The following is an 18,476-nucleotide window of genomic DNA, read 5'->3' as shown; positions in this document are numbered from 1 at the left end:
GCCCCAGATGATCGCTTTACGCCTCACTGACATCCAGAAAACCTATGGCGACAACCACGTCCTCTGCGACGTGAACCTGACCATCGAGGATGGAGAGTTCATCGTCATCGTCGGCCCCTCAGGATGTGGCAAGACCACCCTGCTGCGCGTGATTGCAGGGTTGGAAAGACCCGATGCAGGCGAGATCATGCTTTTTGATACAGTCGTGAACGAAATGTCGCCCGCCCAGCGCGAGGTTGCGATGGTGTTCCAGTCCTACGCGCTCTACCCGCATTTGACCGTCTTCAAGAACTTTGAGTTTGCGCTGAAGCTGGCAGGCATGACGTCGGAGCAGATACAGCAGCGTATTGATGAGGTGGCGCAAACCCTTTCGCTCTCGGACTATCTTGATCGCAAACCGTCCGAGCTCTCGGGCGGGCAGCGTCAGCGTGTGGCCTTGGGCCGTGCGCTTGTGCGTAAGCCGCGCATGTTTTTGTTTGACGAACCCCTGTCCAATCTAGATGCCGCTTTGCGCATGAATACCCGCATCGAGATTGCCGATCTGCACCGGACCCTGAAGACACCCATTCTCTACGTCACCCACGACCAGACAGAGGCAATGACGCTGGCTGACCGGATTGTGGTTATGCGCGCGGGCCGGATTGAACAAATTGGCGCGCCGCTTGAGCTTTATAATACGCCCAATAACCGTTTCGTGGCCGGTTTCATCGGATCACCTGCGATGAATTTCATCGAACCTGATCTTCTGCCGGGCCTGGAGGCCGCATGCATTGGCGTGCGCCCCGAACACTTGTTTATTGCCGAAGATGGCCGCTTGTCCGGCAAAGTGCTGTTGCATGAACGTCTTGGCACCGACACCCATGTCATCGCCGATGTCGGCGCGGGGCAAAAGCTGACAGTGCGGTTGCCCGGGCAGTGGGAATTCGAGCGCGGCGCGCCCATCGCCTTTGATTTCGCTGATGCAGATGCGGTGCTCTTTGATGCGCAAGACAACCGGATCATCGTTGATGAACCTATCAGCCTTTAGCGTTTGCTGACCGGCCTCTTCGGATCGAGCCGGAAAATCAGCGGAACAATGGCGATGACGCAGACCGCCGCCAAGAGGAAGGGCGCACCCGGCAGATAAAGCCCCTCATCATTGACCGATCTTTCAAACACACCTGTCAGAAACAGCGGTGCTGTGACGGCCGCGACAGACGACAAGGATGCGATCACACCCTGCACTAACCCTTGCTGGTCTTCGTCCACCCGATTGGCCGCGAAAGCGGTAATCAAAGGGGGCGCCATATCCGACAAGGCTGCGATGGGCAGGAACAAGAACACCGCCCAGACCGCAGTTGTTGCGCCAAACCCCACCAGTCCGATGATGGCGGCGGCAGTCGCGATCAGCAGTGTCTGGTAGTCACCATAGCGCCCCGTCAGACGCGGCAGAATACCTGCCTGCACCATTGCGATCAGAATACCATAGCCCGAGAGCGTCAGCCCGATCGTGAAACCGTCCCAACTGAACACCTCGCGTCCCCAGAACGCCCAGAGCGTCGGGTAGACCATATTGGCAAATTCGAACACAAAGATACAAACCAGCGGCACAGCAAGTCCCGGAATAAGAAAGGCACGCATAATAGTTCCGAAGGGGTTCAGATCGCGCCGCCCGAAGGGACGCCGGTTTTCGGGTTTGAGCGATTCAGGCAGCAGGAAGAACCCGAAGGCCACATTGAGCGCCGACAAAACCGCAGCGATCCAGAACGGCGCTGTGATATGCCACCCCGATGCCAAACCGCCAAGTGCGGGGCCCATGACAAACCCCACACCGAAAGCCGCGCCGATCATACCAAAGGCCGCCCCCCGCTCCTCGGGTTTTGCAATATCAGCGATATAGGCCGTGGCCGTGATGTAGGTGGCACCCGCCATCCCTGCCAGGACACGCCCCACAAGCAAAACCCAATAGGTCCCTGCCAACGCCATGATCACATAGTCGATGGTCAACGTCACCAATGCGAAAATCAGAACAGGCCTGCGGCCATAGGCATCCGACAAGCTGCCGATGATTGGGCCGAAAAGGAACATTGCGGCCGCATAGGCCGACATCATGATCCCACCCAGCAACGCGCCCTCAGCGGTGCTGGTGGCACCGACGCGGTCCATCAGATCGGGCATAATGGGAAAGACGATACCCACCCCGATGGCATCGATCACAAGCGTCATCAGGATGAAAAGAAAGGGACCGTTCAACTTCATGCCACACCGGACACGCTAAACGCGAGTGAGACAACCCTTAAAACGCAAATCTGTCAAAAAGTTACGGATTTTCGGGTCACGCCGTGACGGGGGACACATCCGAGATGAGGATATACCCTGCGCCGTAGATCGTCTTGATGATCTTGGGGTCTTTGGTGCTGTCCTTGAGCTTGGCGCGCAAGCGGGAGAGGCGCACATCAATCGCGCGATCAAAGGACTCCGCGTCGCTCTTTTCGTTCAACTCATCGCGCAATTGATCGCGGGTGATCAACCTGTTTGGACGGGACAGGAAAATGCGTAGCAGCATCGCCTCGCTGGCCGACACCCGCGTGCTGTTGCCGTCTGCGTCGATCAGGTTGAATTGCGCAAAATCTATCGTCCAACCCGAAAACGTCAGCTTCTCGGCCTCATTCTTGGCCGTTGTCGGGGCCTTGCGCCGCAAGAGTGCACGCACCCTTGCGATCACTTCGCGTATCTCGAAAGGCTTGGCGAGATAATCATCCGCCCCCAGTTCAAGGCCGACGATTTTGTCTTGCAGCGTCGAACGGCCCGAAATCACCAATGTGGCCGTCGCGCTGTTGGCCAAAGCCGCAACTATGCTTAGTCCGTCCTTGTCAGGCAGGCCCAGATCGACGACGCAGACTTCGGGCTGTCTGGTGGCGAGCGCGCGTTCAAAATCCGCAGCACGGGCAAAGCTTTGCGTCGTGAAACCCGCATCGGTCAACGCCGCCGACAACATATGTCGGATATCGGGGTTGTCGTCGATGATGGCGACATAGCCTTGCGTGCTCATAGACTGGCCCTCAAGAATGCGGCCTCGAATGTGGCGAAATCGAAGGGTTTTGGCAGAACCGGATGCGCGGCCCTGGCTTTTTGATGCAAAGCGTCAGAGGGCGGTAAACCGGTCACAATCAGGACCGGTATGCCTGACGGCGCTTTCTCCGCGACATCAAGGCCCGAGCCCTCACCGATCGCCAGATCCGTGACAACATGTGTCAGCCCTTCAAGCGACATCAGCTTTTGCGCCTCCTCGACCGAGGCCGCCTCAACCACAGCATGCCCCGAGCGGCGCAGGAAACTGCGCATGGTCTGGCGCACATCAAGCGTGTCATCCACCAAAAGCACCAACCCCGCCTCAACGGTGCGTGCCGGTGTGTAGGGTATGCGCAACGTCACAACAGCGCCGCCCGAGGCATGATTGCGCAAGCGCACAGTGCCACCACTTGATTTGGCAAAATCGAATGCGGTTGTCAGACCCAGACCGCGCCCGATCTTACCGCTTTTGGTGGAATAGAACGGGGCCAGTGCATTGGCGAGCGCGTCTTCGGAAAACCCGGGACCATTATCTGCAACGATGATTTCCAGCATCCCGTCCGCTGCACGATGCATGCGCGTAGTGATCATCGCGGGCCCGTCCTGCGCCTCGGCGGCATTAAGAACAAGGTTCAGAATGGCATCCTGCGCAAAGCCGGGATCAAAGGTCAGGCGCGCATCGGGTATATCATAATTGATCTTCAGCACAGCATCATCCGGCACAGCTGCGCGCGCCAATTGCAGCACATCAGCAACAAAATCCGCAACCTTGACGGACACCGGATTGAGGCTGCGATGTGCCTCGATCCTTGAGAGATTTTCAATCAACTCGCCACCGCGTTTCGCCGCTGAATTGATCGTCGCGGATACCTCGGCCAGGGCCGGATGCAATGACGCCAACTCATCCAGCTTGGCCTGTTGACCCAGAATGATCGTCAGAAGATTGGCGAAATCATGGGCCATCCCGCTGGTCAGTTGGGTGGCCAGCTCCTTGCGCCGCGCATGGGCAAGGGCCGCACGGGCCGAGACTTCTTCGGTCACATCAACAGTCAGGATATAGGCCCCCTGAACAGAGCCATCCCCTGCCATGTCGGGGGTCATCGCAAGACGCATGAAACGTCCCGAGGCCTCGTCACGGATTTCCGATGTGGTCGGTTTGCCTTGCAAGACCCGCGCAAATTGCGGGGCAACCTGCGCCCAGACAAAGGGACCCAGCACATTTTCAAATGATTGCCCGACAATCTTGCGCTCACCCACAGGCAGGATCGTGGGCAGGTTGCCGTTCGAGTGGGTATAGACCCCTGCCGCATTCACATGCGCGATATGGCCCGGTGTCATCGTGTTCATCAGTGCCAGATGTTCGCGACTATCCGTGACCTCTTGCTTGGCCACTTCCAGCGCATTCACTGTGGCCGACAAGGCCCTGTTGGCCAGCGCAAGGTCTTCGGAGCGCTGCAACAGCTTTTCGGAAAGGGTTTCGGTATGCGAGCGGAAGAAATTCTCTTGCCGCTTGGTTTCGGTGATATCCGTGTAGACCGAAATCCAGCCACCCTGCTGGAACGGGCTGCCTTCGACCGAGATGGCCGTTCCGTTTGAACGCGTGCGTTCGAAATAATGCGGCTTGAAGGTAAAGGCGAGACGGACCTTTTCATCTACAAAACCGGCAATGTCATCGACGTTCCCGTATTCGCCCTGTTCCGTCAGGTACATCACAATATCACGAAACTCGGCCCCCGGAGCGACAAGCCTGTCCGGCAAGGAAAACATCTGTTGAAAACGCCGGTTGGCGGCAACAAGGCGCAGTTCCTCGTCATGCAAGGAAATCGCCTGCTTGATCAGGTTCAGCCCCGACAGGATCATGTCGTGGCGCGATATGTCGGTCACTCCCATGACAGAATTTCTAGCAGCAAAGCCTTGCAATGTGACAGCGGAAAGAGCGCTGTAAGAATTCGTTAGGATTTAGAAGAAAACTAGCAAGGATCACAGATTACCCCTAGTCTTGTCAGAAGGGGGGGAATTTCATGACAACAGACGTGTCGCGTGATGCACCACAGTCCTTGCCGGCCTTGCTGGCACGTAACGTTGCACGTTTTCCCGACAAACCTGCCTTTCGTGAAAAGGAATTCGGCATCTGGCAAAGCTGGACATGGGCCGAAACAGCAAAAGAAATTGATGCCTTCGCCCTTGGCCTGCTGACCCTTGGGGCCAGCGAGGGTGACCATATCGCCATTATCGGGCGCAACCGCCCTGCCCTTTACTGGGCGATGGTTGCGGCGCAAAAGGTGGGCTGCATTCCTGTTCCGCTCTATCAGGATGCCGCCGCAGAAGAGATTGCCTATGCGCTGAACCACTGCGGCGCGCGCTATGCAGTAGTGGGTGATCAGGAACAGGTGGACAAGATCGCCGATGTCCGCGCCGATGTGACAGCACTCGAGCACGTAATCTACCTCGATGGGCGCGGTCTGCGCAAATATGACCACAGCCATATGACATCTTATGCAGATATTGCCGCCAAAGGCGGCGACCGCGCCGAGATGGAGCGCCGCACAGATGCGCTGACTTATGATCATACCAGCGTGATGCTTTATACCTCTGGCACCACAGGGCGCCCGAAAGGGGTAGTGCTGTCGAACCGCAATGTGATCGAGACCGCCAAGAATTCCTCCGAGTTTGATCACCTCCTGCCGACAGATGAAGTCCTCGCCTATTTGCCAATGGCTTGGGTCGGGGATTTCATCTTTTCGGTCGGGCAGGCCATGTGGACCGGTTTCTGCGTGAACTGCCCCGAGAGCGAGCACACGATGCTGACCGATCTGCGCGAAATCGGGCCCACGTATTTCTTTGCTCCGCCCCGTGTGTTCGAGAACCAGCTGACCTCGGTCATGATCCGGATGGAGGACGCGGGCCGGTTCAAGAAGTGGTTGTTTGACCATTACATGCGCGTTGCGCGGCGGGTTGGCCCCGCCTTGCTGGATGGCAAACCTGTCGGCTTTGCCGACAGGGTCTCTTATGCGCTTGGCAACATTCTGGTCTATGGCCCGCTGAAGAACACACTGGGCCTGAGCCGTATTCGCATCGGATATACCGCTGGCGAGGCCATCGGCCCCGAGATTTTCGATTTCTACCGCGCGCTGGGGATCAACCTCAAACAGCTTTACGGCCAGACCGAAGCAACCGTCTATATCACCCAGCAACCCGATGGCGAGGTGCGCTCGGATACGGTTGGTGTGCCCTCACCTGGTGTCGAGTTGAAGATCGCGGATAATGGCGAGGTATTTTACCGCTCACCCGGTGTATTCGTGGAATACTACAAGAACGCGGAAAGCACCGCATCAACCAAAGATGCCGAAGGTTGGGTCGCCACGGGCGATGCGGGCTTTATCGAGGAAGGCACAGGGCATCTGCGTATCATCGACCGCGCCAAGGATGTGGGCAAAATGGCGGATGGATCGCTTTTCGCGCCCAAGTATGTTGAAAATAAACTGAAATTCTATCCCAACATCCTTGAGGCCGTGGTCTTTGGTGCTGGCCGCGACCGCTGCTGTGCCTTTATCAATATTGACCTGACGGCGGTCGGCAACTGGGCCGAGCGCAACAATATCGCCTATTCCTCTTATCAAGAGCTGTCCCAGCATCCGCGTGTGCTGGAGATGATCGACGGGCATGTAGCCGAGGTGAATGCCTCTGTCGCGCAGGATGAAATGCTGGCGGGCTGCCAGATCCACCGCTTCCTTGTGCTGCACAAAGAACTGGACGCCGACGACGGCGAAATGACCCGCACCCGCAAGGTGCGCCGTGCCGTTGTGGGGCAAAAGTTCGATGACCTTGTGAACGCGCTCTATAGCGATGCGACCGAGATCTACACAGAAACAGAAGTCACCTATGAGGACGGCCGCAAGGGCAAGATCAAAGCGACGCTGAACATCCGCAATGCCATCGTCGCCCCGACAATGAAGGTGGCAGCGGAATGAAAGATATGCTGACACCTTATGTGACCGAAGATGGCCGCCAGATTGGCGAAACCTTGATGGATATGCGCAATATCACCCTGCGCTTCGGCGGGGTTGAGGCCATAAAAGACATTTCTTTCAATATCCAGGAGGGCGAGATCCGCGCGATTATTGGCCCAAACGGGGCTGGCAAATCGTCCATGCTGAATGTGATCTCGGGCTTTTATAACCCGCAGGAAGGCGAGGTCTGGTTCCGCGGCAAGAAACGCCCGCCGATGAAGCCGTTTCAGGTCGCCCGCCTTGGCATCGCCCGCACCTTCCAGAATATCGCACTGTTTGAGGGCATGTCCGTGCTGGATAACGTCATGACGGGCCGGTTGAACCACATGAACGCGGGCCTGTTTTCGCAAGCGCTTTGGAAGGGCCGCGCGGAACGTGAAGAAACCGAGAACCGTGAAGCGGTGGAGCGGGTGATCGATTTTCTGGAAATTCAGGCGATCCGCAAGACACCCGTCGGCCGCCTGCCCTATGGCTTGAAAAAACGGGTCGAACTGGCCCGCGCGTTGGCAGCGGAACCCAAGCTGTTGCTGCTGGACGAGCCGATGGCAGGCATGAACGTTGAGGAAAAAGAGGACATGAGCCGCTTTATTCTGGACGTGAACGATGAATTCGGCACCACGATTGCGCTGATCGAACATGACATGGGTGTCGTGATGGACCTGTCAGACCGCGTCATCGTGATGGATTACGGCCGCAAGATCGGCGACGGCACGCCTGACGAGGTGCGCAACAATCAAGAGGTGATTGATGCTTATCTGGGGGTGGCACATGACTAAGGGGGGCGGTCGCGATGTCAGCTGATTTTCTTTACGGCATTGAAGTTATCATCAACGGGCTGATGGCGGGCGTGCTTTATGCGCTGGTGGCGCTCGGGTTCGTTCTGATCTTCAAGGCATCCGGAATTTTCAATTATGCCCAAGGGGTTATGGCGCTTTTTGCAGCCCTTACGCTAGTCGGCATCATGGAAGGCGAGGTGCCGTTTTCGCATCTGATCAACGCAGTCTTTGGCACGGATATCCACCATTTCGGGTGGGAGGTCCCCGCCCTTTTGGCGATCCTGTTGACGCTGGTGGTGATGATCTTCTTTGCCTGGGCGGTGCAGCATTTCGTGTTCCGGCATCTTGTCGGGCAGGAACCGATCATCCTGTTCATGGCAACCATCGGTCTGGCCTATTTCCTTGAAGGTGTGGGCGATCTGATGTGGGGTTCGGACATCAAGACGCTGGCGCTTGGCCTGCCACAGGGCGGCTCGCTCTGGGTCGAGGATATGACATCGGGCCTGGGCGGCGATGATTTCTATGGCTTCTTTATCGACAAGCTCGACATGGTGGCGACGGTCGTGGCGATTGTGCTGGTGACCGGCCTGATCCTCTTTTCGCAATACACCAAACAAGGCCGTGCAATGCGTGCGGTGGCCGATGACCATCAGGCGGCATTGTCGGTGGGCATTTCACTCAACTTCATCTGGGTGTTGGTCTGGTCGCTCGCGGGGCTTGTGGCGCTTGTCGCTGGTGTCATGTGGGGTGCGAAATCCGGCGTGCAGTTCTCGCTTTCGCTGATCGCGCTCAAGGCGCTGCCGGTGCTGATGCTGGGCGGGTTCACCTCGATCCCCGGCGCGATTGTCGGCGGGTTGATCATCGGGGTTGGTGAGAAGCTCTTTGAATACATGATCGGCCCGATGGTGGGTGGCGCGACCGAGAACTGGTTCGCCTATGTGCTTGCGCTGATCTTTCTGGTGTTCCGCCCGCAGGGCCTGTTCGGGGAGAAGATCATTGAGAGGGTTTGATCCACGCATGGCCCACAAGCCAAATTTGACCAAACGGGAGGCCCAGCATGCTTTATCGTGAGGCCGGAGACTTCAAGACGTCCTATCAGGAAGACAGCCAGACCTTCCCGATCGCCTTTGACCGGTACCGGTATTGGGCCGTCCTCGCCTTTGCCTTTCTGGTCGTGCCCTTTGTGATCAACGACTACTGGGCCAACGCCATTCTGGTGCCGTTCCTGATCTATGCGATTGCCGCGATCGGCCTGAATATCCTGACGGGCTATTGCGGACAAGTCAGCCTTGGTACCGGCGGTTTCATGGCTGTGGGGGCCTATGCCTGCTACAAGCTGATGACGTCTTTTCCCGATGTCAGCATCGTCATTCATATCATTCTGTCAGGCGGCATCACCGCAGCGGTCGGTGCGGCCTTTGGCCTGCCCTCTTTGCGGATCAAGGGGTTTTATCTGGCTGTGGCCACGCTCGCGGCGCAGTTCTTTCTTGTCTGGCTCTTCAACAAGGTGAGCTGGTTCTACAACTACTCCGCCTCTGGCCAGATCAACGCGCCGGAACGCACCGTCTTTGGTGTGCCGGTCACAGGCCCCAATACAGAAGCCTGGGCGCAATATCTGATCTGTCTGGTTTTCGTGACCGCCTGCGCCATCATCGCACGCAATCTGACACGCGGGTCATTAGGGCGCACATGGATGTCGATCCGCGATATGGATATCGCCGCCGAGATCATCGGGGTGAACCCGCTCAAGGCCAAGCTGACAGCTTTTGCGGTGTCTTCCTTCTTTATCGGGATCGCCGGTGCGCTGTTCTTTGCCGTCTATCTGGGCGCAGTGGAAGTGGGCGAAGCCTTTGGCATCCAGAAGTCATTCCTTGTGCTCTTCATGATCATTATCGGCGGTCTTGGCTCGATCTTCGGCAGCTTTGCAGGGGCCGCGTTTCTGGTCGTCCTGCCTGTTGTGCTGAAACTGATCGGTGTCGATCTTTTGGGCTGGCCCACCGATCTGGTGGCGCATTTCCAACTGGTGATCGTGGGGGCACTTATCATGTTCTTCCTGATCAAGGAACCACACGGACTGGCCCAGCTGTGGCGGCTGGCCAAAGAGAAACTGCGGCTTTGGCCGTTCCCTTATTAAATGCGGCGCGCGCTCTGCGCGCGCCTAAAGATCGGGGCAAACCCCGGCGTGACAATCGGACCAACCATGGGAGGAGAAACCCGATGAAACTGAAGCAACTGGCCGCAATGGCCGTGACCGCAACACTGGCCGCAGGTGTGGCAAGCGCGGAACTGGTGATCCCTGATCTGAGCTACCGCACCGGCCCTTATGCGGCAGGTGGTACGCCGTTCTCGGATGGCTATCAGGATTATTTCAACATGCTGAACGCCCGTGACGGCGGCATCGGCGGCGAAAGCATCCGTATCGTGGAATGCGAAACCGGCTACAATACCGAGAAAGGTGTGGAATGCTATGAAGCCACCAAGGGCGAAGGCGCTTTGATCTATCAACCACTGTCCACAGGTATCACCTATCAGCTGATCCCCAAAGCCACCGCAGACGGCATTCCGCTTCACACCATGGGTTATGGTCGCACCTCTGCTGCCAATGGTGAGGTGTTCAACTGGGTGTTCAACTACCCTGCGAACTATTGGGATGCTGCATCGGTGATGGTAAACTACCTTCTGGAGGAGAATGGTGGCGATCTGTCGGGCAAAAAGATTGCGCTGATCTACCACAACTCTGCCTACGGTAAGGAACCGATCCGCACGCTCGAAGAGCTGTCGGCAATGCATGGTTTTGAATTCACCCAACTGGCCGTCGACCACCCCGGACAAGAACAAAAATCACAGTGGCTGCAAATCCGCCGTGAACGCCCTGACTATGTCCTGATGTGGGGCTGGGGCGTGATGAACCAGGTTGCCGTGCAGGAAGCCGCCAACATCGGTTTCCCGATGGAAAACTTCATCGGCAACTGGTGGGCCGGTGCTGAACATGACGTCACTCCTGCGGGCGCTGCGGCAAACGGCTATAAGTCACTGAACATGAACCGGATCGACGCCAACCTGCCTGTCTTTGATGACATCCGCACCTTGGTCCACGACGCGGGCAATGCGGCCGGTGACGGTTCGAACATGGGATCGGTGCTTTATACGCGGGGCATGTACGCCGCGATGCTGGCCGCCGAAGCCATCGCCAAAGCGCAGGAAATCCACGGCGTGTCCGCTGTGACCCCTGCGATGGTGCGGGACGGAATGGAAGCACTGGAAATCACCGATGCGCGCATGGAAGAACTGGGCATGGCCCGTGTCGGTCCTGCGTTCAGTGTGAGCTGCCAGAACCATGGCGGGTCCGGTCTGGGGATCGTGCAGCAGTGGGATGCATCTGCGGGCAACTGGGTTGCCCTGACCGACTATATCGCGCCCGATATGAGCGTGATCCAGCCTTTGGTTGCCGAAGACTCTGCTGCATTCGCGGCCGAGGCCGGCATTGAGCCGGGCTGCCTCTGAGCCACAAGAAACCGGGCGGCCCATCTCTGGGCCGCCCGCCACGATGAACACAAACGGAGCCGCGCCCCATGCTGGATGACAAACCGGTTGAGACCCTGCTTGAGGTCAACAACATCGAGGTGATCTATAATCACGTGATCCTTGTGCTGAAAGGCGTGTCCCTGACCGTGCCCAAAGGCGGCATTACGGCCCTTCTGGGTGGCAATGGGGCGGGCAAGACAACAACGCTCAAGGCGATCTCCAACCTGCTGCATTCTGAACGCGGCGAAGTGACCAAGGGCGCAATCACATATCGCGGTGAACCCGTCCAAGACCTGTCGCCCGAGGCGCTGGTCAAGCGCGGCGTTGTGCAGGTCATGGAAGGCCGCCATTGCTTTGAGCACCTGACCATTGAAGAGAACCTGCTGACGGGCGCCTATACGCGCAGCGATGGCGGTGCGGCCGTGCAGGCCGACCTTGAGATGGTCTACAATTATTTCCCCCGCCTGCGCGAACGGCGCAAATCACAGGCTGGCTATACCTCGGGCGGGGAACAACAGATGTGCGCGATTGGCCGCGCCCTGATGTCCCGCCCCGAGACGATCCTGCTGGACGAACCCTCAATGGGACTTGCGCCGCAACTGGTAGAAGAGATCTTCGGGATCGTAAAATCCCTGAATGAAAATGAGGGCGTGTCCTTTCTGCTAGCCGAGCAGAACACGAACGTGGCCCTGCGGTTCGCCCATCGCGGCTATATTCTGGAATCCGGGCGCGTTGTGATGGAAGGCCCCGCGGCAGAGTTGCGCGAAAACCCCGACGTGAAAGAGTTTTATCTCGGCCTCTCTGACGAGGGGCGTAAATCATTCCGTGATGTGCGCAGTTACCGGCGGCGCAAAAGGTGGTTGGCATGAGCATGAACACCCTCGAAACCCGTTCTCAGGACGAAAGACTGGCCGCGCAACTCAAAGCGGCACAAGAGATTTTTCCGGAGGCGGGCCTTGCCTCTTTGACGGATCTGGCGCGTCTGCCGGTCATGCGCAAAGACGCCCTCTGCCGTGGGCAGGCCGAAAACCCGCCTTTCGGCGCAGTCCCTGCCCGCAACGTCAGTCACATCTTCCAGTCGCCCGGCCCGATCTATGAACCGGGCAGCACACGGCCGGATTTCTGGCGCATGGGACGGTTTCTGGCCGCGATGGGCTTTGATGCATCGGATGTGGCCCAGAACACATTTGCCTATCATTTCACCCCCGCAGGCATGATGTTTGAAAGCGCCGCACGCGCGATCGGCATGGTGGTCTTCCCCGCAGGCCCCGGTCAGACCATGCAACAGGCCGAAGTCGCCGCCGCGATTGGCACGACCGCCTATATCGGGACGCCGGATTATCTTGCCACGATCCTCGCCAAAGGTGACGAGATGGGGCTTGATCTCAGCCGGATTACAAAGGCGGCTGTGTCAGCCGGCCCGCTGTTCCCCCAGATGCGCGCCGCCTATGAGGCGCGCGGTATTCTGTGCCGCCAATGCTACGCGACCGCAGATGCGGGTCTGATCGCCTACGAGTTTGCTGACAGCACAGATGGCATGATCGTGGATGAGGACGTGATCGTCGAGATCGTCACCCCCGGCACCGGTGATCCTGTTGCGGCAGGCGAGATTGGTGAAGTTCTGGTCACGGTCCTCAACCCCGATTATCCGCTTTTGCGGTTCTCGACCGGTGATCTCAGTGCGATACTGCCCGGTCAAAGCCCCTGCGGGCGGACCAATACACGCATCGTCGGCTGGCGCGGGCGGGCGGATCAGGCGACCAAGGTCAAAGGCATGTTCATCCGTCCCGAACAAGTGGCGACCCTGGTTGCGCGCCATGCAAATGTGGCCAAGGCCCGTGTCGAGGTACACCGCGGTGCGAACGGCGACGAGATCACAGTGCAGCTTGAAACAGAAGCAACCGATCCGGCTGCGTTTCAGGTGTCAGTTTCCGAAATCCTGAAACTGCGCGCCAGAATCGATCTTGTCGCCATCGGCGCCCTGCCCCGCGACGGCGTTGTCGTCTCGGACCAACGGCCAGTACTTGAGCAGGCGGTCGCAGGCGCATAGACCTGTCTGAACATATACCATCCCCCAGTAAACATGCAGGGCCGGGTGGCCTGTCCGAAACCATTTCTCCGGTCTTTCAGGATCCGCCTGTTTGCGCAGCAAGGTATGAACAAGAAACCTTGCGCGCTGGCGTACCCAGATGGCAAAATTATCCCGCGAGAGGGCAACAGCTTGCGTTATCGGGCGTTTGCTGAGTAGTTGTACGCGACAGGAGGACCTGCGGGTCAAGGCAGTACAAAGATGAGAACATGTTGAAAAAAGACGACTCGCCACTCCAGTTGATCCTGCTGTGTGCTGTTGTCATGTCTTCGCTCCCACTCCTCGCCTTTGGGCTCAATCCAGAGCCGGGGCCGATTGAAATCATGCAGGTTCCAACAACGGTCGCGCAGATCGCCTTTGTTTTTGCATTGGCGCTGCAGATCGGTGTCAGAAATCTCTTCGCCCCGATGACAAGTATACAGCGTAGTCTTATCGGATCACTGGTGGTCTACGTCGTCTTCATTTCTTTCACGTCACCAGTGCCCTCAGCTGCGATCTTGGCCCCATCGTGGATTGTCCACATCTTCTTTTTTGTGGCACTCGTGAACTACTTCTATTATGCGGATCCGGATCGGACTGAAGTGATCTGGACAATTTTGGGCTTCACGGCAATTTTTCATGTCTGCGCGTTCTTGATCGCCTGGGCCATATGGCCCGAAGAAATCCGCCAAAACAGACTGCCTGCTTTCGATAATATACGGCACTTGGGATATTTACTTGCTCCAGCAGCGGCCATGGTAGCCATGCAATTTGTAGTGTGTAGAAATAAAGCGATCCTGCCGCTTTTCAGTTTTACGATGGCTGTCTTTTACATTCTGTACACTGGTTCACGCGGAGGTGCTGTTGCCCTTGCTTCGGGCCTGTTCATTGCCGCAACGTTTGTGGTGTGGCATCGGAAGAAAGTTTTTTCCTATCGCGTTTTTATACTGATAGGCGTGATCTGCGTTGCCATAGTTGTCTCGGAATTCCTCCCCCCTCTGCCATGGAAGCCCGTCTTCGGAAGAGGCGTTGACGCTATCAGCCAAACAGGGACTGAGATGCTATCTGGTCGCCGCGAGGTTTGGAACTTCTCGGCAATTGCCATTCAGCAAAACTGGCTTTGGGGATACGGCCCCGCAATCATGGGTCAGATTCCGGAGTATCAAGGTCTGCCCTTCCGCCACCCCCACAATATTGTCCTTCAGGTTCTCCTGCATTGGGGCATAGTCGGGACAGTTCTTATAACCGCTGTCATAATGTCATTTTTGCCCAGTGTTTTGAAGGCGCTGAAAGAGCAACCGGTTTTATCGCTTGCCCCTTTATCCTTGCTCGCCACGATGTGTATCCACGCCTTAGTTGACGGCGGACTATTCTATCCATTTTCTACTGTGATTGCCTTGATCGCCTTTGCACGGCTAGTCGCGATTGGAGGTCTCCTACACCAGAATAGCTCGCATGAACCATGGTTCAGCATGGCTCAACCCGATCGAGTACTGCCAAACAAAACCGGTGATCGCACATCACTACAAGTGAAAGTGAAGGACAGGGCCTACGCGCTTCCAAGAAAGACCGAGAACACTTTGCAACTCGCTTCCACAGGTTTCGCAAGCACGATCAGATTTGCGGACACATGGGGCGATATATCGTTCCAAGGGATGTTTCCGGTCCAAATCAACTCAGCATCTACTGCTTTCATCGAACGCAAGCCTTCCGTCAAAAATCAGCCGGTCCGCCAGAACCTTTCGTACCGCAACAAACCTATTATCCGCGGTTAATTCAGTGTCACTGATCCCCGCATTTATACGCCGTCGCATAAGCCATAGGCCAAGTCTTATCAGAATAGCTGAAAATATCAGCTGGCTATTCTTCGACAAAGTCTTACGCATGAGTGTCGGACTGTTCGTAGGGATCTGGATAGCACGCTACTTAGGTCCTGAGCAGTTCGGAATTCTTAGTTATGCTATGGCATTTTCCGGACTATTCGGGGCGCTTGCTGCGCTTGGCCTTAATGGAGTTGTCGTGCGTGACATCGTCCGCGACCCCGCAAACGCCAGCTTGACACTCGGTTCAGCCGCTGTGCTTCAGCTAATCGGTGGACTGGTTTCTTTCCTCATTATGCTTGCTGCGATCTCCATACTCAGGGCAGATGATCCACTCGCTCGCAGTATTGTCGCCATACTCGGGGCAATGATGCTACTCAAGGCAAGTGAGGTTGCCGCCTATTGGTTCGAGTCACAGGTTTTGTCCAAGTACACTGTTTGGGTTCAAAGCAGCGCATTCATCATATTTTCTTTGGTGAAAGTGTATCTGATATTGGCACAGGCACCTCTATTGACCTTTGCTTGGGCGATGTTGGTTGAAGCGATCGTGGTTGCAGTCGTGTTGCTGACCGTTCTCAGTCGCAATGGGGTTGCGTTGAGCAGCCTAAGTGCGAGCACTCAACGCGCTCGTTCCTTACTGGCAGACAGTTGGCCCCTCGCAATTTCAGCAATTGCAATCACAGTCTACATGAAGATTGACCAGATTATGCTGGGGCAGATGATCGGAGATGAAGCAGTTGGCATCTACAGCGCCGCTGTTCAGATCAGTGTGCTCTGGTATTTCGTCCCTGTTGCGATTTCCAACAGCGTACTTCCATCTCTTATTGAATCCCGGCAGCGCAGCGTTGTGCAGTATAATGAAAGGCTCAAGAAGCTGTACGAACTGGTGGTGGTACTGAGCTTTGCAGTGGCGATACCGTTCACATTCCTCGCCACTCCTATCATACATCTGCTGTTCGGCGCGGCCTATGCGGGCGCAGGTGCAGTATTGGCCATCCACATCTGGGCGTCCGTATTTGTGTCACTTGGGGTGGCAAGCAACCATTGGTTCCTCGCAGAGAACAGACCGATGTTGAACTTGCAGCGAACGATCCTCGGGGCGCTGGTAAATGTTGCTTTGAATCTTTGGCTGATACCATTGTATGGAATGACGGGCGCCGCAATCGCCACTGTTTTTTCACAGGCAACTGCTGCTTGGTTGTATGACGCGCTTCATCCTGCAACACGTGCAATGTTCCTAGTAAAAACGGCGGCAATGAATCCGTTTAGGATGCTGAAGAAGCAATCACACAGAGGCGACTAACCGATGCTAAAGTCCATCAGAGCAATTTACGTATTCATCTTTGCACGCAAAAGGTTCGCAAGACTCAACAGGTTTCTGTTTTCCCTATCTCTCGGCGGACTAGGCGTGATGAACTATGGATCATCTGCGGTCACAGGCGAACGGGCCTTCCTAAGAAGATATTTACCCAACAAAACAGGCGTTTTGATCGATGTGGGCGCAAACACTGGCCAGTACAGCACGGACGCGTTGGCCCTAAACAGATCCTTGCAGATATTCGCTTTTGAACCGCATCCGAAAACGTTCGAGGAGTTGGCAGCGCGCGTTAAGGACAAGCCGAACATTGTGGCAATCAACAAAGGAGTTGCCAGCGCCCCTGGCAAGCTTGCGCTTTTTGATTATTCCGACAGGGACGGATCGCAGCACGCATCCCTATTCCAAGAAGTCATCACAGAGATTCATGGTGCCGATGGTTATATTTCCCACCAAGTGGATGTGGTGACGCTTGATCAGTTTGTGTCAGAGAACGCGATCGCTGAAATAAGTCTTCTCAAAATTGATACTGAAGGCAATGAACTTGAGGTTTTGAAGGGGGCCAGGGAGACTTTGGCGCAAGGCATGATCAAGGCGATCCACTTCGAATTTAACGAAATGAATGTGATTTCAAGAACCTTTTTCAAAGACTTTGATAGGATTCTTCACCAGTATAAGTTCTTTCGTTTACTACCAAACGAAATGCTTGAGCTACCGAACTACCAGCCTCTTTACTGCGAAATCTACGCTTACCAAAACATAGTTGCTGTTCTTGATGAAGGGCGATAGCGGATCTAAAGAGTACGGGATACGAACATCTTTCCTCCGGCGAAAGCAGCATGCAGTTCACTAGTTCACATGCGCCACCTCGACCCCGGAACCAACATCAGCACGCTGTGAGATTATCGAGGTCACCACTGCATGAACCAAAAGCTTGATTCTTCCGCTGCGCTGCAAACGCCAGTTCTGTTTTTGGTATTCAATCGCCCGGACACAACCGCTCGGGTTTTTGAAGCAATCAGAAAAGCAAGACCCGAACGACTCTATGTTGCAGCAGACGCACCGCGCGAGGGGAAACCCGGCGAAGCTGAACGCGTTGCACAAGTGCGTGAAATCGCTACAGCGGTTGATTGGCCTTGCGAACTCAAGACGCTTTTTCGAGAAAAAAACCTCGGATGCAAATATGCTGTGAGCGGAGCCATAAGTTGGTTCTTCGAACATGAGCCAGCGGGAATAATACTCGAAGACGACTGTCTACCGAGTGCAAGCTTCTTCTGGTTCTGCCAAGACATGCTCAAACGCTATCAGGATGACGATGAGATTATGGCGGTGACTGGCACAAACATCACCAATGGTTTGACATTTGACAGTAGTTATTTCTTTTCAAACTACGCGCTGATGTGGGGTTGGGCTACTTGGGCACGATCTTGGGGGAAATATGATCTTGAGCTTAAAAGCTGGCTTTCAGAAGGTAACAAAAAGGTTCTACGCAACCTACGGCCTCATGACTATGCATTTCAAGTGACATGGAAACGACTTCTCCAAAGGACATATGACGGTGAAATCGACACTTGGGATTATCAGTGGATTTACAGTTGTTGGCGCCACAACGGATTGACAATCGCACCGTCAGTGAACCTTGTTACAAATCTCGGTTTTTCGGATGACGCCACGCATACGTTCGGCACGGATCCGATCAGGAGCAACTTGCCTCTAAACGAATTGTCCTGGCCAATTGTCGATCCCAAAGAACGTACAGTCCACATGGGTGCTGATCGGTTCATAGGACGGTTTTGGTTTTCTGAAACATGGATATCAATTGTCAAAACAGACCTTTTGCGGATCAAGTTAGTGTCGAAACTGAATGATACCCGAAAGCGGCTTATGGTATGGAAATGAAGATCGGCCAGG

15 protein-coding genes are annotated in these 18,476 nt (G+C 55.8%); 12 read left to right on the top strand and 3 right to left on the bottom strand.

All coding sequences use genetic code 11. The features are described from left to right. The first annotated feature begins 7 nt into the window (after positions 1-7). Positions 8-1,027, top strand: coding sequence for an ABC transporter ATP-binding protein (locus SJY29_RS04845; protein WP_400087483.1), 1,020 nt, complete (start codon positions 8-10; stop codon positions 1,025-1,027). Here SJY29_RS04845 and SJY29_RS04840 read toward each other — a convergent pair. The 3 genes from SJY29_RS04840 to SJY29_RS04830 all read right to left on the bottom strand — a co-directional run bounded on the left by SJY29_RS04840 (position 1,024) and on the right by SJY29_RS04830 (position 4,941). Continuing rightward, a complete protein-coding gene (locus SJY29_RS04840) occupies positions 1,024-2,238 on the bottom strand; it encodes an MFS transporter (protein WP_400087481.1) in 1,215 nt (404 codons plus the stop codon). The two genes, SJY29_RS04845 and SJY29_RS04840, sit on opposite strands and share 4 nt — an antisense overlap. A 76-nt stretch (positions 2,239-2,314) precedes the next feature. After that, positions 2,315-3,031 carry a response regulator transcription factor gene (locus tag SJY29_RS04835; protein ID WP_400087479.1) on the bottom strand — a complete coding sequence of 239 codons (717 nt, stop codon included), beginning with the start codon at positions 3,029-3,031 and terminating at the stop codon, positions 2,315-2,317. Next, complete coding sequence (locus SJY29_RS04830) at positions 3,028-4,941, bottom strand: PAS-domain containing protein (protein ID WP_400087476.1); 1,914 nt, start codon at positions 4,939-4,941, stop codon at positions 3,028-3,030. Before SJY29_RS04830 ends, SJY29_RS04835 begins: the two co-directional genes overlap by 4 nt. A gap of 131 nt (positions 4,942-5,072) precedes the next feature. On the opposite strand from SJY29_RS04830, the gene SJY29_RS04825 reads away from it, so the two are divergent. The 11 genes from SJY29_RS04825 (at position 5,073) to SJY29_RS04775 (ending at position 18,464) form a co-directional block, all read left to right on the top strand. Then, positions 5,073-7,022, top strand: coding sequence for an AMP-binding protein (locus SJY29_RS04825; protein WP_400087474.1), 1,950 nt, complete (start codon positions 5,073-5,075; stop codon positions 7,020-7,022). Then, positions 7,019-7,837: an ABC transporter ATP-binding protein gene (locus SJY29_RS04820; protein ID WP_055293213.1), complete on the top strand. Its 819-nt coding sequence runs from the start codon at positions 7,019-7,021 to the stop codon at positions 7,835-7,837. The genes SJY29_RS04825 and SJY29_RS04820 overlap by 4 nt, the downstream gene beginning before the upstream one ends. A gap of 14 nt (positions 7,838-7,851) precedes the next feature. After that, positions 7,852-8,847 (top strand): branched-chain amino acid ABC transporter permease, encoded by a 996-nt coding sequence (locus SJY29_RS04815; protein ID WP_400087470.1) that lies wholly within the window; start codon positions 7,852-7,854, stop codon positions 8,845-8,847. A gap of 47 nt (positions 8,848-8,894) precedes the next feature. Further along, entirely contained in the window at positions 8,895-9,971 is a 1,077-nt protein-coding gene (locus tag SJY29_RS04810; protein ID WP_055293217.1) for a branched-chain amino acid ABC transporter permease, read from the top strand. Positions 9,972-10,054: 83 nt separating this feature from the next. Beyond that, positions 10,055-11,341, top strand: a complete 1,287-nt coding sequence (locus tag SJY29_RS04805) for an ABC transporter substrate-binding protein (protein ID WP_400087467.1) — start codon at positions 10,055-10,057, stop codon at positions 11,339-11,341. 68 nt (positions 11,342-11,409) lie between these two features. After that, the gene (locus SJY29_RS04800) at positions 11,410-12,231 is read left to right on the top strand and encodes an ABC transporter ATP-binding protein (protein WP_055293221.1); all 822 of its coding nucleotides are present in this window, start codon (positions 11,410-11,412) and stop codon (positions 12,229-12,231) included. After that, on the top strand, positions 12,228-13,412 hold the full coding sequence (locus SJY29_RS04795; RefSeq protein WP_400087464.1) for a phenylacetate--CoA ligase family protein: 1,185 nt from the start codon (positions 12,228-12,230) through the stop codon (positions 13,410-13,412). The genes SJY29_RS04800 and SJY29_RS04795 overlap by 4 nt, the downstream gene beginning before the upstream one ends. 248 nt (positions 13,413-13,660) lie before the next feature. Next, positions 13,661-15,205 (top strand): O-antigen ligase family protein, encoded by a 1,545-nt coding sequence (locus SJY29_RS04790; RefSeq protein ID WP_400087461.1) that lies wholly within the window; start codon positions 13,661-13,663, stop codon positions 15,203-15,205. A 4-nt stretch (positions 15,206-15,209) separates the two neighbouring features. After that, positions 15,210-16,553: a flippase gene (locus SJY29_RS04785; RefSeq protein ID WP_400087458.1), complete on the top strand. Its 1,344-nt coding sequence runs from the start codon at positions 15,210-15,212 to the stop codon at positions 16,551-16,553. Positions 16,554-16,661: 108 nt separating this feature from the next. Next, entirely contained in the window at positions 16,662-17,354 is a 693-nt protein-coding gene (locus SJY29_RS04780; protein WP_400087455.1) for an FkbM family methyltransferase, read from the top strand. 132 nt (positions 17,355-17,486) lie between these two features. Then, positions 17,487-18,464: a glycosyltransferase family 2 protein gene (locus SJY29_RS04775; RefSeq protein WP_400087452.1), complete on the top strand. Its 978-nt coding sequence runs from the start codon at positions 17,487-17,489 to the stop codon at positions 18,462-18,464. Positions 18,465-18,476: the final 12 nt, after the last annotated feature.

It is taken from the genome of Yoonia sp. R78084 (genome assembly GCF_044595625.1).
Classification (GTDB): domain Bacteria; phylum Pseudomonadota; class Alphaproteobacteria; order Rhodobacterales; family Rhodobacteraceae; genus Yoonia.
Note: the sequence above shows the minus strand (reverse complement) of the source record. Positions and strands in the feature narration are given on the sequence as shown.